14 protein-coding genes and 2 pseudogenes are annotated in these 13,660 nt (G+C 58.4%); 14 read left to right on the top strand and 2 right to left on the bottom strand.

Translation table 11 applies throughout. From position 1 onward, the window contains the following. Positions 1-5 precede the first annotated feature (5 nt). Positions 6-470, top strand: coding sequence for a CreA family protein (locus tag CES87_RS09490; protein WP_128605933.1), 465 nt, complete (start codon positions 6-8; stop codon positions 468-470). A gap of 198 nt (positions 471-668) precedes the next feature. On the opposite strand, the gene rpsT is transcribed toward CES87_RS09490, so the two are convergent. After that, positions 669-947 carry a 30S ribosomal protein S20 gene (rpsT, locus tag CES87_RS09485; protein WP_007970922.1) on the bottom strand — a complete coding sequence of 93 codons (279 nt, stop codon included), beginning with the start codon at positions 945-947 and terminating at the stop codon, positions 669-671. Between the two features lie 388 nt (positions 948-1,335). Here rpsT and murJ point away from each other — a divergent pair, with 388 nt between their 5' ends. The 6 genes from murJ (at position 1,336) to ispH (ending at position 8,824) form a co-directional block, all read left to right on the top strand. Continuing rightward, positions 1,336-2,874: a murein biosynthesis integral membrane protein MurJ gene (gene murJ, locus CES87_RS09475; protein ID WP_128605932.1), complete on the top strand. Its 1,539-nt coding sequence runs from the start codon at positions 1,336-1,338 to the stop codon at positions 2,872-2,874. A gap of 129 nt (positions 2,875-3,003) precedes the next feature. Continuing rightward, a complete protein-coding gene (gene ribF / locus CES87_RS09470) occupies positions 3,004-3,942 on the top strand; it encodes a bifunctional riboflavin kinase/FAD synthetase (protein ID WP_178081409.1) in 939 nt (312 codons plus the stop codon). 13 nt (positions 3,943-3,955) lie between these two features. Next, the gene (gene ileS, locus CES87_RS09465; RefSeq protein WP_128605930.1) at positions 3,956-6,787 is read left to right on the top strand and encodes an isoleucine--tRNA ligase; all 2,832 of its coding nucleotides are present in this window, start codon (positions 3,956-3,958) and stop codon (positions 6,785-6,787) included. Continuing rightward, positions 6,780-7,292, top strand: a complete 513-nt coding sequence (lspA, locus tag CES87_RS09460; protein WP_128605929.1) for a signal peptidase II — start codon at positions 6,780-6,782, stop codon at positions 7,290-7,292. The genes ileS and lspA overlap by 8 nt, the downstream gene beginning before the upstream one ends. 7 nt (positions 7,293-7,299) lie before the next feature. After that, complete coding sequence (fkpB, locus tag CES87_RS09455; protein WP_178081412.1) at positions 7,300-7,737, top strand: FKBP-type peptidyl-prolyl cis-trans isomerase; 438 nt, start codon at positions 7,300-7,302, stop codon at positions 7,735-7,737. A 139-nt stretch (positions 7,738-7,876) separates the two neighbouring features. Beyond that, the gene (ispH, locus tag CES87_RS09450; RefSeq protein WP_128605927.1) at positions 7,877-8,824 is read left to right on the top strand and encodes a 4-hydroxy-3-methylbut-2-enyl diphosphate reductase; all 948 of its coding nucleotides are present in this window, start codon (positions 7,877-7,879) and stop codon (positions 8,822-8,824) included. Here ispH and CES87_RS09445 read toward each other — a convergent pair. Continuing rightward, a complete protein-coding gene (locus CES87_RS09445; RefSeq protein WP_128605926.1) occupies positions 8,801-9,343 on the bottom strand; it encodes a GspH/FimT family protein in 543 nt (180 codons plus the stop codon). The genes ispH and CES87_RS09445 overlap by 24 nt on opposite strands. 129 nt (positions 9,344-9,472) lie before the next feature. Between CES87_RS09445 and CES87_RS09440 the strand changes: the two genes are divergently transcribed. The 7 genes and pseudogenes from CES87_RS09440 (at position 9,473) to thiO (ending at position 13,601) form a co-directional block, all read left to right on the top strand. Further along, positions 9,473-9,946: a GspH/FimT family protein gene (locus tag CES87_RS09440; RefSeq protein ID WP_128606104.1), complete on the top strand. Its 474-nt coding sequence runs from the start codon at positions 9,473-9,475 to the stop codon at positions 9,944-9,946. Beyond that, complete coding sequence (gene pilV / locus CES87_RS09435; protein WP_128605925.1) at positions 9,943-10,392, top strand: type IV pilus modification protein PilV; 450 nt, start codon at positions 9,943-9,945, stop codon at positions 10,390-10,392. Before CES87_RS09440 ends, pilV begins: the two co-directional genes overlap by 4 nt. Beyond that, a complete protein-coding gene (locus CES87_RS09430) occupies positions 10,389-11,102 on the top strand; it encodes a PilW family protein (protein ID WP_128605924.1) in 714 nt (237 codons plus the stop codon). Before pilV ends, CES87_RS09430 begins: the two co-directional genes overlap by 4 nt. Before the next feature lie 11 nt (positions 11,103-11,113). Then, a pseudogene (locus tag CES87_RS09425) lies at positions 11,114-11,592 on the top strand (PilX N-terminal domain-containing pilus assembly protein). A 159-nt stretch (positions 11,593-11,751) separates the two neighbouring features. Continuing rightward, positions 11,752-12,029: pseudogene (locus CES87_RS09420) on the top strand (pilus assembly protein PilY); the annotation flags it as partial. A 14-nt stretch (positions 12,030-12,043) separates the two neighbouring features. Next, positions 12,044-12,445, top strand: coding sequence for a type IV pilin protein (locus tag CES87_RS09415; protein WP_128605923.1), 402 nt, complete (start codon positions 12,044-12,046; stop codon positions 12,443-12,445). Positions 12,446-12,500: 55 nt separating this feature from the next. After that, the gene (gene thiO, locus CES87_RS09410) at positions 12,501-13,601 is read left to right on the top strand and encodes a glycine oxidase ThiO (RefSeq protein WP_128605922.1); all 1,101 of its coding nucleotides are present in this window, start codon (positions 12,501-12,503) and stop codon (positions 13,599-13,601) included. Positions 13,602-13,660: the final 59 nt, after the last annotated feature.

The following is a 13,660-nucleotide window of genomic DNA, read 5'->3' as shown; positions in this document are numbered from 1 at the left end:
CCTCCATGCGCGTGGCAAAAGGATTGTTGGGGTTGCTGCTGGCGATACCGCTGTTGGCTTCGGCTGAGGAAATTGGCCAGGTGTCTACGGTGTTCAAATTCGTCGGTCCGAACGACCGGATTATCATCGAGGCGTTCGATGATCCGAAGGTTGAGGGTGTGACCTGCTATCTTTCGCGCGCCAAGACTGGTGGTGTGAAGGGTGGTCTGGGATTGGCTGAGGACCGTGCCGAGGCTTCGATTGCTTGTCGTCAGGTCGGGCCCATTCGCTTTAAGGGTGAGCTGAAGGATGGTGACGAGGTGTTCAAGGAGCGCACATCCCTGGTGTTCAAGACCATGCAGGTGGTGCGTTTCCTCGACAAAAAGCGCAATACACTGGTTTATCTGGTCTACAGCGATCGTTTGATCGAAGGTAGTCCGCAGAATGCGGTGACGGCAATTCCGATTTTGCCGTGGGCGAACGCTCAATAGTCTCGCGCAGTACGAAATGTGGGAGCGGGCTTGCTCGCGAATGCGGTTTAACATTCAGCATTGATGTGGCTGAAAGTGGGCTTTCGCGAGCAAGTCGAATCGTCGCACCGCCGCTCCCACATATTTTTGCGCTGAATTCACCAAATTGCAGGCAATAAAAAACCGACCCTGAGGTCGGTTTTTTAATGAGCGTGTCGCTTAGGCAGCAGCGGCAACGTTCAGGGCCTTTACGTGGCCATTCAAGCGGCTCTTATGGCGAGCGGCTTTGTTCTTGTGGATGATGCCTTTATCGGCCATACGGTCGATAACTGGCACAGCCAGAACGTAAGCAGCTTGAGCTTTAGCAGCGTCTTTTGCGTCGATGGCCTTAACTACATTCTTGATGTAGGTACGAACCATGGAACGCAGGCTGGCGTTGTGGCTGCGACGCTTCTCAGCCTGTTTTGCACGTTTTTTGGCGGAAGGTGAGTTGGCCACCGTCGAGCTCCTCGAAAGACTTTTTAGGAAATAGCAAACAAAATAGGCCGCGAATCATGCCGATGAGTTGAAGTCTTGTCAAGGGCGGAGGAAACGTTCCGCTAAGTGGTCGGCCCCGACCCCATGAAAACTACTGCGCTCGGCAATACAGCGTTGAAAGCAGGCTCGAAATGCTCATTGACGTTCGTCAACTCCGCTTTCTCGCCTGCTTTCGCCTTGTCTTGCCTTCGCTCGTCACGTTTTCATGAGGTCGTCTGCGCGGGATATTTCTTTCCGGCGTGTGACCTGTAAACTCGCGAGCTTTGGCTCTGTGCTGTTGCGGCGCGGAGTATCGCATAAGTAGGCGCGTAGTTCGCCTGCTGTTTATCGACAGGCACAAACTCTTTCAATGAATCTGCTCAAATCGTTGGCCGCCGTCAGCTCTATCACGATGCTTTCCCGGGTTCTCGGGTTTGTTCGTGACACCCTTATTGCGCGCGCATTTGGCGCGGGAATGGCGACCGACGCCTTCTTTATCGCCTTTAAATTGCCCAATCTGTTGCGACGCATCTTCGCCGAAGGGGCGTTTTCCCAGGCGTTCGTGCCGATTCTTGCCGAATATAAAACCCAGAAGGGTGAAGAGGCGACGCGAACGTTTATTGCCTATGTCTCGGGCTTGTTAACGCTGGTTTTGGCGCTGGTGACGGTGTTGGGCATGCTTGCCGCACCGTGGGTCATCTGGGTGACGGCGCCGGGTTTCGCCGACACCCCGGAAAAATTCGAACTGACCTCCAGTCTGTTACGGGTGACCTTTCCCTATATTTTGCTGATTTCACTGTCTTCACTGGCAGGCGCGATTCTCAATACGTACAACCGTTTTTCGGTGCCGGCCTTCGTGCCGACACTGCTTAACGTAAGCATGATTGTTTTTGCGCTGTTCCTGACGCCATATTTCAATCCGCCAGTGATGGCGCTGGGTTGGGCGGTTCTGGTGGGCGGCCTGGCACAGTTGCTCTATCAGCTGCCACACCTGAAAAAAATCGGCATGCTGGTGCTGCCGCGCCTGAACGTGCGTGACAGTGGCGTCTGGCGCGTGATGAAGCAGATGCTGCCGGCGATCCTCGGGGTGTCGGTGAGTCAGATTTCGCTGATCATCAACACCATTTTTGCCTCGTTCCTGGTCGCCGGTTCCGTATCCTGGATGTACTACGCCGATCGCTTGATGGAGCTGCCGTCCGGCGTATTGGGCGTGGCATTGGGGACGATTCTGCTGCCGACCCTGGCCAAGACCTACGCCAACAAGGATCGTCAGGAATATTCGCGCATCCTCGATTGGGGTCTGCGTCTGTGTTTCGTGCTGGTATTGCCTTGCGCACTGGCGTTGGGGATTCTGGCCGAACCACTGACGGTTTCATTGTTCCAGTACGGTCAGTTCAATGCTTTTGACGCGGCCATGACCCAGCGAGCGCTGATCGCCTACTCGGTCGGGTTACTCGGAATTATTGTAATTAAAGTGCTGGCGCCAGGCTTTTATGCGCAACAAAACATCCGAACTCCGGTAAAAATCGCGATTTTCACCTTGGTCGTCACGCAGTTGTTCAACCTCGTACTGATCGGCCCGCTGGCTCACGCCGGCCTGGCGCTCGCCATCAGTGCTGGGGCCTGTCTCAATGCCGGGCTGCTTTTCTATCAACTGCGCAAGCAGCAGATGTACCAGCCGCAACCGGGTTGGGCGAAGTTCGGCTTCAAGCTGGTGATCGCGGTGGCCGTGATGTCCGGCGTGCTGCTGGTCGGGATGCACTTCATGCCGGCCTGGGGCGAGGGGCATATGCTTGAGCGTTTCCTGCGCCTGGGCGCCTTGGTGGCCGCCGGTGTGGTGGCGTATTTCGGCATGTTAGTGTTGATGGGCTTCCGTTTGCGCGACTTCAATCGCCAAGCGCTGGGCTGAGGATAAAACCTCGATAAGCACGGGCGGGCCGGCATTTTTGTCGGCTCGATTACTTTGGGTTGCGGTGTTGCCTGTCGTCGGCCGCCGGGTGTGGTTATAATCGACCACTTTATGAGCAAGAAGCGCGTTATGCAGCTGGTTCGAGGCCTCCACAATCTGCGCCCCCAGCATCGGGGCTGCGTCGCCACTATTGGCAACTTTGACGGTGTACACCGTGGCCACCAGGCCATCCTGGCGCGGCTGCGTGAACGTGCGCTCGAGTTGGGCGTGCCCAGCTGCGTGGTGATTTTCGAACCGCAGCCAAGGGAGTTCTTCGCACCCGATACGGCGCCCGCGCGTCTGGCCCGGCTGCGGGACAAGCTGCAGTTGCTGGCCGCCGAAGGTGTCGACCGGGTCCTGTGCCTGGCGTTCAATCAGCGTCTGAGCAAGCTCAGTGCCAGCGAATTTGTCGATACCATTCTGGTGGATGGCCTCGGCGTGCAGCACCTTGAAGTCGGTGACGACTTTCGTTTCGGCTGTGACCGGGTAGGGGATTTCGATTTCCTGCAACAGGCCGGCGTCATGCAGGGCTTTACCGTCGAAGCGGCGCAGACCGTCGAGCTGGACGGCATCCGGGTCAGCAGCACCCAGGTGCGTAATGCACTGGCCGCCGCTGACTTTGTCCTGGCCGAACGTCTGCTCGGCCGCCCGTACCGGATTGCCGGTCGCGTGCTGCACGGCCAGAAGCTGGCGCGGCAGCTGGGTACGCCCACCGCCAACATTCAACTCAAGCGTCGTCGCGTACCGTTGACCGGGGTTTATCTGGTCAACGTCGACATCGACGGCAAGACCTGGCCAGGCGTCGCCAATATCGGCGTTCGCCCTACCGTCCAGGGAGATGGCAAAGCCCACCTCGAAGTACACCTTTTAGATTTTGCCGGCGATCTGTATGACCGGCGTTTGACGGTGGTTTTCCACCACAAGCTGCGTGAAGAGCAGCGTTTCGCCTCTCTGGAGGCGCTGAAAACGGCGATCAACGCGGATGTCGCCGCCGCCCGTGCACTAGCCGCACCTAGCGCCCATCGCTAATGAAGAGCCTTAAATGACCGACTATAAAGCCACGCTAAACCTTCCGGACACCGCCTTCCCAATGAAGGCCGGCCTGCCTCAGCGCGAACCGCAGATTCTGCAGCGCTGGGACAGCATTGGCCTGTACGGAAAGTTGCGCGAAATTGGCAAGGATCGTCCGAAGTTCGTCCTGCACGACGGCCCTCCATACGCCAACGGCACGATTCACATCGGTCATGCACTGAACAAGATTCTCAAGGACATGATCATCCGCTCGAAGACCCTGTCGGGCTTCGATGCGCCGTATGTTCCGGGCTGGGACTGCCACGGTCTGCCGATCGAGCACAAGGTCGAAGTGACCCACGGCAAGAACCTGGGCGCGGACAAGACCCGCGAACTGTGCCGGGCCTACGCCACCGAGCAGATCGAAGGCCAGAAATCCGAATTCATCCGTCTGGGCGTGTTGGGCGACTTCGCCAACCCGTACAAGACCATGGACTTCAAGAACGAGGCCGGTGAAATCCGCGCCTTGGCCGAAATCGTCAAGGGCGGTTTCGTGTTCAAAGGCCTCAAGCCTGTGAACTGGTGCTTTGACTGCGGTTCGGCCCTGGCTGAAGCGGAAGTCGAGTACGAGAACAAGAAGTCCTCGACCATCGACGTGGCGTTCCCGATTGCCGATGAAGCCAAACTGGCTGCCGCCTTCGGTCTGCCGTCGCTGACCAAGCCTGCTTCGATCGTGATCTGGACCACCACACCGTGGACCATCCCGGCCAACCAGGCGCTGAACGTCCACCCGGAATTCAACTACGCCCTGGTTGATGTCGGCGACAAGCTGCTGGTGCTGGCTGAAGAGCTGGTCGAGTCGTGCCTGGCCCGCTATAGCCTGGAAGGTTCAGTCATCGCGACCACCACCGGTAAAGAGCTGGAACTGATTAACTTCCGTCACCCGTTCTACGATCGCCTGTCGCCAGTTTATCTGGCCGAGTACGTTGAACTGGGCGCCGGCACAGGCGTGGTTCACTCCGCTCCGGCCTACGGCGTTGACGACTTCGTGACCTGCAAGAAATACGGCATGGTCAACGATGACATCCTCAATCCAGTACAAAGCAACGGTGTTTACGCGACCTCGCTGGAATTTTTCGGCGGCCAGTTCATCTGGAAGGCCAACCCGGCCATCGTCGACAAACTGACCGAAGTCGGTGCGCTGCTGCACACCACCATCATCGAACACAGCTACATGCACTGCTGGCGCCACAAGACGCCGCTGATCTACCGCGCCACCGCGCAGTGGTTCATCGGCATGGACAAGCAGCCAACCACTGGCGACACCCTGCGCCAGCGCTCGATCAAAGCCATCGAAGACACCAAATTCGTCCCGGCCTGGGGCCAGGCGCGCCTGCACTCGATGATCGCCAACCGTCCGGACTGGTGCATCTCCCGTCAGCGCAACTGGGGCGTGCCGATCCCGTTCTTCCTGAACAAGGAGAGCGGCGAGCTGCACCCACGTACCGTCGAGCTGATGGAAATCGTGGCCAAGCGTGTCGAAGTCGAAGGCATCGAGGCCTGGTTCAAGCTGGACGCCGCCGAACTGCTGGGCGATGAAGCGCCGCAGTACGACAAGATCAGCGACACGCTGGACGTCTGGTTCGACTCGGGCACCACGCACTGGCACGTCCTGCGCGGTTCGCACCCGATGGGCCACGAAACCGGTCCACGTGCCGATCTGTACCTGGAAGGCTCGGACCAGCACCGCGGCTGGTTCCATTCGTCGTTGCTGACCGGCTGCGCTATCGACAACCACGCACCGTATCGCGAGCTGCTGACCCACGGTTTCACCGTTGACGAGTCCGGCCGCAAGATGTCGAAGTCGTTGGGCAACGTGATTGCGCCGCAAAAGGTCAACGACACACTGGGCGCCGACATCATGCGTCTGTGGGTGGCGTCTACCGATTACTCGGGCGAAATGGCGGTTTCCGAGCAGATTCTGCAACGCAGTGCGGACGCCTACCGGCGTATCCGTAACACCGCACGTTTCCTGCTCTCGAACCTGACCGGTTTCAACCCGGCTACCGACCTCTTGCCGGCCGAAGAAATGCTGGCACTGGACCGTTGGGCCGTGGACCGCACCCTGCTGCTGCAACGCGAGTTGCAAGAGCACTACAGCGAATACCGCTTCTGGAACGTCTACTCCAAGATCCACAACTTCTGCGTGCAGGAGCTGGGCGGTTTCTACCTGGATATCATCAAGGACCGTCAGTACACCACTGGCGCCAACAGCAAGGCTCGCCGTTCGGCGCAAACCGCGCTGTTCCACATCAGCGAAGCGTTGGTGCGCTGGATCGCGCCGATCCTGGCATTCACCGCCGACGAGCTGTGGCAATACCTGCCGGGCGAGCGCAATGAGTCGGTCATGCTCAATACCTGGTACGAAGGCCTGAGCGAACTGCCGGAAGGCTTCGAGCTGGACCGTGCGTATTGGGATCGAATCATGGCGGTCAAGGTCGCGGTCAACAAGGAAATGGAAATCCAGCGCGCGGCCAAGGCCGTCGGTGGCAACCTGCAAGCCGAAGTAACGCTGTTCGCCGAAGACGCCCTGAGTGCCGATCTGGCCAAGCTGAGCAACGAGCTGCGATTCGTCCTGATCACGTCCACCGCCAGTGTTGCACCGTTTGTGCAGGCACCGGCCGACGCCGTGGTTACCGACGTTGCCGGTCTGAAGCTCAAAGTGGTCAAGTCGAGCCATGCCAAGTGCGCCCGTTGCTGGCACTGCCGTGAAGACGTCGGCGTGAACCCGGAGCATCCGGAGATTTGCGGTCGTTGCGTCGACAACATCAGCGGCGCTGGTGAGGTTCGCCACTATGCCTAATGCCGTTGGCCGTTTTGGGCGGCTGAGCTGGCTCTGGTTGAGTTTGCTGGTCCTGGTCATCGACCAGGCCAGCAAGTTCTACTTTGAAGGCAAGCTCGCGATGTACCAGCAGATCGTGGTGATCCCCGATTACTTCAGCTGGACCCTGGCCTACAACACCGGCGCGGCGTTCAGCTTCCTGGCCGATAGCTCTGGCTGGCAGCGCTGGTTGTTTGCCTTGATTGCGGTCGTGGTCAGTGCGGTGCTGGTGGTCTGGCTCAAACGCCTGGGGCGCAACGAAACCTGGCTGGCAGTCGCTTTGGCGCTGGTGCTGGGCGGCGCGCTCGGCAATCTGTATGACCGCATTGCCTTGGGCCATGTGATCGATTTCATTCTGGTGCACTGGCAAAACCGCTGGTACTTCCCTGCGTTCAACTTTGCCGACAGTGCTATCACTGTTGGCGCTGTAATGCTGGCACTGGATATGTTCAAAAGTAAAAAGACCGGAGAAGCCGTTCATGACTGAACAGGTATTGGCTGAACAACGTATCGGCCAGAACACGGAAGTCACCTTGCATTTCGCATTGCGCCTGGAGAATGGCGACACCGTGGACAGCACCTTCGATAAGGCTCCGGCGACCTTCAAGGTCGGTGATGGCAACCTGCTCCCAGGTTTCGAAGCGGCGCTGTTCGGTTTCAAGGCGGGCGACAAGCGTACGCTGAACATCGAGCCGGAAAACGCTTTCGGCCAGCCCAACCCGCAAAACGTGCAGATCATCCCGCGCTCACAGTTCCAGGACATGGACCTGTCACCGGGTTTGCTGGTGATCTTCAATGATGCGGCCAATACTGAATTGCCCGGCGTGGTAAAAGAGTTCGATGACGCGCAAGTGACCATCGACTTCAACCATCCGCTGGCCGGCAAGACGCTGACCTTTGACGTGGAAATCATCTCGGTCAAAGCGTTGTAACCGCTTTTCTGTAGGAGCCGGCTTGCCGGCGAAGAGGCGCTGAAACCTTGCGGTGAATCAAAGGGCCCCTTCGCTGGCAAGCCAGCTCCTACAGCGGGTTGTAATGATCTAATTTCTGGCGCAAGACACGAGGCACAGCATGCAAATCAAACTCGCCAACCCCCGTGGCTTCTGCGCCGGTGTGGACCGGGCGATCGAAATCGTCAACCGCGCCCTGGAAGTCTTCGGGCCGCCGATCTATGTGCGCCATGAAGTGGTGCACAACAAATTCGTCGTCGAAGACCTGCGCAACCGTGGCGCGATCTTTGTCGAGGAACTGGATCAGGTGCCGGACGACGTGATCGTGATCTTCAGTGCTCACGGTGTTTCCCAGGCTGTGCGTACCGAAGCCACCGGCCGTGGCCTGAAAGTGTTCGATGCCACATGCCCGCTGGTGACCAAGGTGCACATCGAAGTCGCGCGCTACAGCCGCGACGGTCGTGAATGCATCCTCATCGGCCACGCCGGTCACCCGGAAGTCGAAGGCACCATGGGTCAGTACGATGCCAGCAACGGCGGGGCGATCTATCTGGTCGAAGACGAAAAAGACGTCGCTGCGTTGCAAGTGCACAACCCGGAAAAACTCGCTTTCGTGACCCAGACCACGCTGTCCATGGACGATACCAGCCGCGTCATCGACGCCCTGCGTGCGCGTTTCCCGGCCATTGGTGGTCCACGCAAGGACGATATCTGCTACGCCACGCAAAACCGTCAGGACGCGGTCAAGCAACTGGCCGATGAATGCGATGTGGTGCTGGTGGTCGGCAGCCCGAACAGTTCCAACTCCAATCGCCTGCGTGAACTCGCCGAGCGCATGTCCACCCCGGCCTATCTGATCGATGGTGCTGAAGACCTGCAGAAGAGCTGGTTCGACGGAGTCGAGCGAATCGGCATCACCGCTGGCGCCTCCGCACCGGAAGTCCTGGTGCGTGGCGTGATCCAGCAATTGCAGGCATGGGGTGCGACAGGCGCCGATGAGCTGGCGGGTCGGGAAGAGAACATCACGTTCTCCATGCCTAAAGAACTACGCGTTCGTTCCCTGCTCTGAGTCTTCACCGCCAACGCATAACGCCTGCTCGGTTTTACTGCTGCGCAGGCTGACGCGACCGTTCGACGCCAGCACCACCTGGTGCAGGCTCACCGGCTCGCGTGCTGCGCAAATATGCAATGTCCCTGATGAAAATCCTCCGCTTAGCGGACGGCCAAAGTTGTTGAAGCGTATGGACGTCCCGACATTTCGATTGCCGTAAACAGGCAATCGAATGCCACTGCGACGTTCCATCAGCAGCGGATTGCTGTCGTCCTCAAAGCCCTTGCCGCTCACATCCAGAATGATCCGCCAACCCTGGCTCCAGTCGCCGTCTATGCCATGAATCATGACGGTCTGGTTACGTGAAATCGCTTCATTTCTTGCGCTGCGCATTCCACTGACAAGTGACCTCGCAGCTTCCTCGCGATAATTCGACTCCATCACGGCTGCAAATGCCGGACTGACCAAATGCAGAACAATCCCGACAATCGTCAGTCCCATCAGTAATTCGATCAGGCTGAAACCCCGTTGATGCATTGCATATCCCTCCCTGGAGCGTTTGGCTCGTGCGATCCGTGCACGGGTATTGGCATAACAATCACGCCTGTGCGGTCGATTGTTTTAGCGCGTGAGAGCAGGTATAGCGGACGGCAATGGAAGGCACCGATTGATCATCCTACAAAAGGTTTCACGCTGATCGAGTTGCTGGTCGCCATAGCGATTTTTCTGGTCCTGATCACCCTGGCTGTCCCGTCATTCACCCGCTCTACGCAAGTTACCCATGCCGACACCGAGATTGGCGATCTGCAACGTGGCCTGAATTTCGCCCGGCTGGAGGCTATCAACCGAGGCGTGACTGTTCGGATTCGACCCACTGCGGGCGCTAGCGTCTGGACGGAGGAGTTGTCTGTGTATGACGGTACCGGCACTTCAGCCAATGTATTGCGTGTTGTACCAGCGATGAGCAGCGGTGCGACTCTGACGCTAACCTCAGGAGTGACCTCCATCGATTTCAACGATCTGGGTGGCTTGTCGCCACCGTCCACGGCGGTGGTGATCAGCTACAGGCTAGGCGCGCAAAGCAGGACGCTGAATGTGTGTTTGAACGGACGAATTCTATTGGGTGGAAGTTGCGGATGAGGCAATGGAGCAAGCGTGCACAGGACGGCATGACGTTGATCGAAGTTCTGGTGGCGTTGTTGATTTTGAGCGTGGGGCTGTTGGGGGCGGCGGCGATTCAATTGAATGCGCTGAAGTACACCGACAGTGCGCGCATGACCAGCCAGGCCAGTTTTATCGCCTACGACATGATGGACCGCATTCGCGCCAACGCTGCCGCCGATTACTCTGTCACACCGCCCGCCTCGGGCAACGCCAATATCGCCCGGGACCAGGACCTTTACGATTTCACCAGTAATATCATCAATTTCGGTGGCGCTACGGCCACCGGCAGTATCAGCCTTAACCAGCGCGTGTACACCATCACCATCACCTGGGACGATTCCCGAGCCGCCAACAGCGCCAACGCCCGCCGCAGTTTTGTTCTCACCAGTCGCGCGAGCGTCGACCCGGTGGCGAAGCCATGAACCGGTTCCACAAAGGCTTCAGCCTCATCGAACTGCTGATCGCCCTGGCTTTGAGTCTGATCGTGGTGTTGGGCGTGGTGCAGGTTTTCATCGCCGCGAAAAACACTTATCTCAGCCAGAACAGCGCTGCGGCCATGCAGGAGGATGCGCGTTTCGTGCTGAGCAAAATGATTCAGGAAATCCGCATGGTCGGGATGTTCGGCTGTCTGGGGAAAATTACCGATGCGAGCCTGGGTCGGCGGTTCAACGCCAGCCAGGTCACTCCGATCAGTTGGGACAACGCAAGCCAAAGGTTGACCCTGGTGACAGCAGATGTCGGCAGCGGCGGAGGCGTCCCGACCTGGACGGTGATTTCCGATTGTCGAAACACTGCCACGGCATACTCCAACCTACAGACGCCTGCCTTGGGCCAGCTGGCGTTTCCGATACGTCGGCTGATCTACAGCTTCAAGAACGGCCAGCTGATAATGGCTTCCGGGATCGATACCCAAAAACCAAGCGTGCTGGCGGATAACGTCAGCGCCTTCAACGTGAGCTTCGGCCTCGCCAGTTCCGCCGCTGATACAGCCGCTTCCAGTTACAGCAGCAACCCATCCGATCCGGCTCGCATACGCAGCGTTCGATTGAGCCTTACCCTTACCGATCCGAACAATCGGGTGAGCGATCAAACCTTCAATGTGGTTGCCGCTTTGCGCAACCGCCTGCCATGAGGGGAAGGCCAATGAGTGTTTCTTCCACATCATCCTGTTCCCAGCGCGGCATGGCCCTGCTGGTCAGCCTCGTGTTCCTGTTGCTGTTGACGCTGATCGGCATTTCATCGATGCAGAATGCGACATTGCAGGAAAAAATGGCCGGCAGCGTGAGCCTGCGTAATCAGTCATTCCAGTCCGCGGAATCAGCATTGCGTGTTGGCGAAAGCGCGGTGCAACTCAACAGCTATTCGTTGGCGGAGTGCAGCGGCACTATCCAGTGCGCACCGCCAGCCGAGTCCTCTACCGTTAATGCGGCTGGCTTCAACTCGACCTCTGGAGTGAGCTGGATCGCTTCCGGCAATGGCTTTTACGGCGTGCAAAACATTGGCCCGACGCGGACGGCAGTCAACGTACCGAGCAACACCCGGCAACGTTGTATCGAGTGACCGCAGTGGGCGTCGCGGGCAATTCGCGCAGTGTGGTGGAGAGCATTTATGCGAAGTACTGAACGGCACGCGGGACTCTGGCGGTTATTGAGCGGCATCGTTCTGGGGCTGTATCTCTCAGCGCCGGCCGGCGCGCTCCCCCTTCAGATTCGCCCTATGAGCCGCTCGTCATCACTTGCAAGCCGAGCTTCGGTGGTAGCGGTGTCACGCCCAGTCTCTCGGACCCCTGTGCAAACTTCGGCACTGGCAACTGGTCGAACGCGATGCGTTCAGCGGTAAGATGCGCGATTATGCGGTGCCCGGCACCCCTGGCAACGGTGTGATCGACAGCCCCGACGCGGTGTCCAACGGCGTGATCTTCACCGGAGGCATCCCGACCCCGAACGCAATCGATGGTGCCGCCCGCAAAATAGTGAACGATTCCAGTGGCAGCATCACCACACCGGTGGAAAAATCCCCCGGCGGCAGCCGTCGCATCATGTGGCGACAAATACAGTAAGCGAGAGTTGAGGCATGCACAGATCCAACCGCGGTTTTACCCTGATCGAAATCATGATCGTGATTGCAATCATCGGGATTGTCATGACCATTGCCATGCCGAATTTTACCGAGTATTTGAACAAAGGGCGTCGTACTGAAGTGGCCGGTTTGCTTTCCGAACAGGCGCAGATCCTCGAGCGTTTTTATTCACAGAACAACGTGTACACGGGCGTCACCGGTCTCAGCGCTGGCAACGACTACTACACCATCACGCCGACGTTGACCGATCAGGCCTTCCTGCTGACAGCGGTGCGTAAGGCTGGAAAAAGCATGGCCACTGACAAATGCGGTGATTTCACTATCGCCAATACCGGTGTTCGTAGCATGGTCAACGCCACGGCCGGGCTGACTACCAAAGATTGCTGGGGTCGCTGAGTTTTCTTTTCGGGCGCCTTTGCGTCCTTTGTCTATTTATCGGTTGGATCAGAATATGACCAGGCAACAGCAAGTGGTGATTGTCGGTGGTGGGGTAATCGGTCTGCTGACGGCCTTCAATCTCGCGTCCGAAGTGCAGAGCGTTGTGCTGCTGGACCGTTCGAACGTTGGTCAGGAGTCGTCCTGGGCGGGTGGTGGCATCGTATCGCCGCTCTATCCATGGCGTTACAACTCGGCGGTCACTGCGTTGGCCCATTGGTCCCAAGACTTTTATCCACAACTGGGCGAGCGCTTGTTTGCCGCTACCGGGGTCGATCCCGAGGTGTACACCACTGGCCTTTATTGGCTGGATCTGGATGACGAAGCCGAGGCGCTGGCCTGGGCTGCGCGGGAGAATCGGCCGTTGCGGGCTGTGGATATCTCGGCGGCTCACGACGCGGTGCCGGTGCTGGGTGGCGGTTTTTCCCGGGCGATCTACATGGCCGATGTGGCCAACGTACGCAATCCGCGGCTGGTGAAATCCCTCAAGGCTGCGCTGCAGGCGCTGCCAAACGTTACGATTCATGAGCAGTGCGAAGTCAGCGGGTTTATTCGCGAGGACGAAAAAGTGGTCGGTGTGCAGACGTCCACTGGCGCGATCCACGGCGATCAAGTGGTATTGACTGCTGGCGCCTGGAGTGGCGATTTACTCAAAAGCCTGGGCCTTGAGTTGCCAGTCGAACCGGTGAAGGGGCAGATGATTCTCTACAAGTGCGCGGCGGATTTTCTGCCGAGCATGGTGTTGGCCAAGGGGCGTTATGCGATCCCGCGCCGCGACGGACACATCCTGGTTGGCAGTACGCTGGAGCACGAAGGCTATGACAAGACGCCCACCGACTCGGCGCTGGAAAGCCTCAAGGCCTCGGCGGTGGAGTTGATTCCAGCGCTGGCGAATGCCGAAGTGGTGGGGCATTGGGCCGGTTTGAGGCCGGGTTCGCCGGAGGGGATTCCCTACATTGGCCGGGTTCCGGGGTTTGACGGGTTGTGGCTTAACTGTGGGCATTTCCGCAATGGGTTGGTGCTGGCGCCGGCGTCGTGTCAGTTGTTTGCCGATGTGATGTTGGGGCGTGATCCGATTATTGATCCTGCGCCGTATGCGCCGACCGGGCGGATCTAGTTTCGAGATTTTTGACATCTGTCAGATCGCTTTCGCGAGCAAGCCCGCTCCCACATTGG

The sequence above is a fragment of the Pseudomonas sp. ERMR1:02 genome, from assembly GCF_002277815.1.
GTDB lineage: Bacteria > Pseudomonadota > Gammaproteobacteria > Pseudomonadales > Pseudomonadaceae > Aquipseudomonas.
The sequence above is the reverse complement of the archived record's forward strand: the minus strand, read 5'-3'. Positions and strand labels throughout refer to the sequence as shown.

Coding starts and splice junctions, on each gene's coding strand:
- ribF (WP_178081409.1), top strand. CDS start 3,004: ATGCAGCTGGTTCGAGGCCTCCACAATCTGCGCCCCCAGCATCGGGGC.
- lspA (WP_128605929.1), top strand. CDS start 6,780: ATGCCTAATGCCGTTGGCCGTTTTGGGCGGCTGAGCTGGCTCTGGTTG.
- pilV (WP_128605925.1), top strand. CDS start 9,943: ATGAGGCAATGGAGCAAGCGTGCACAGGACGGCATGACGTTGATCGAA.
- thiO (WP_128605922.1), top strand. CDS start 12,501: ATGACCAGGCAACAGCAAGTGGTGATTGTCGGTGGTGGGGTAATCGGT.
- ileS (WP_128605930.1), top strand. CDS start 3,956: ATGACCGACTATAAAGCCACGCTAAACCTTCCGGACACCGCCTTCCCA.
- ispH (WP_128605927.1), top strand. CDS start 7,877: ATGCAAATCAAACTCGCCAACCCCCGTGGCTTCTGCGCCGGTGTGGAC.
- CES87_RS09415 (WP_128605923.1), top strand. CDS start 12,044: ATGCACAGATCCAACCGCGGTTTTACCCTGATCGAAATCATGATCGTG.
- CES87_RS09490 (WP_128605933.1), top strand. CDS start 6: ATGCGCGTGGCAAAAGGATTGTTGGGGTTGCTGCTGGCGATACCGCTG.
- CES87_RS09430 (WP_128605924.1), top strand. CDS start 10,389: ATGAACCGGTTCCACAAAGGCTTCAGCCTCATCGAACTGCTGATCGCC.
- murJ (WP_128605932.1), top strand. CDS start 1,336: ATGAATCTGCTCAAATCGTTGGCCGCCGTCAGCTCTATCACGATGCTT.
- CES87_RS09445 (WP_128605926.1), bottom strand. CDS start 9,343: ATGCATCAACGGGGTTTCAGCCTGATCGAATTACTGATGGGACTGACG.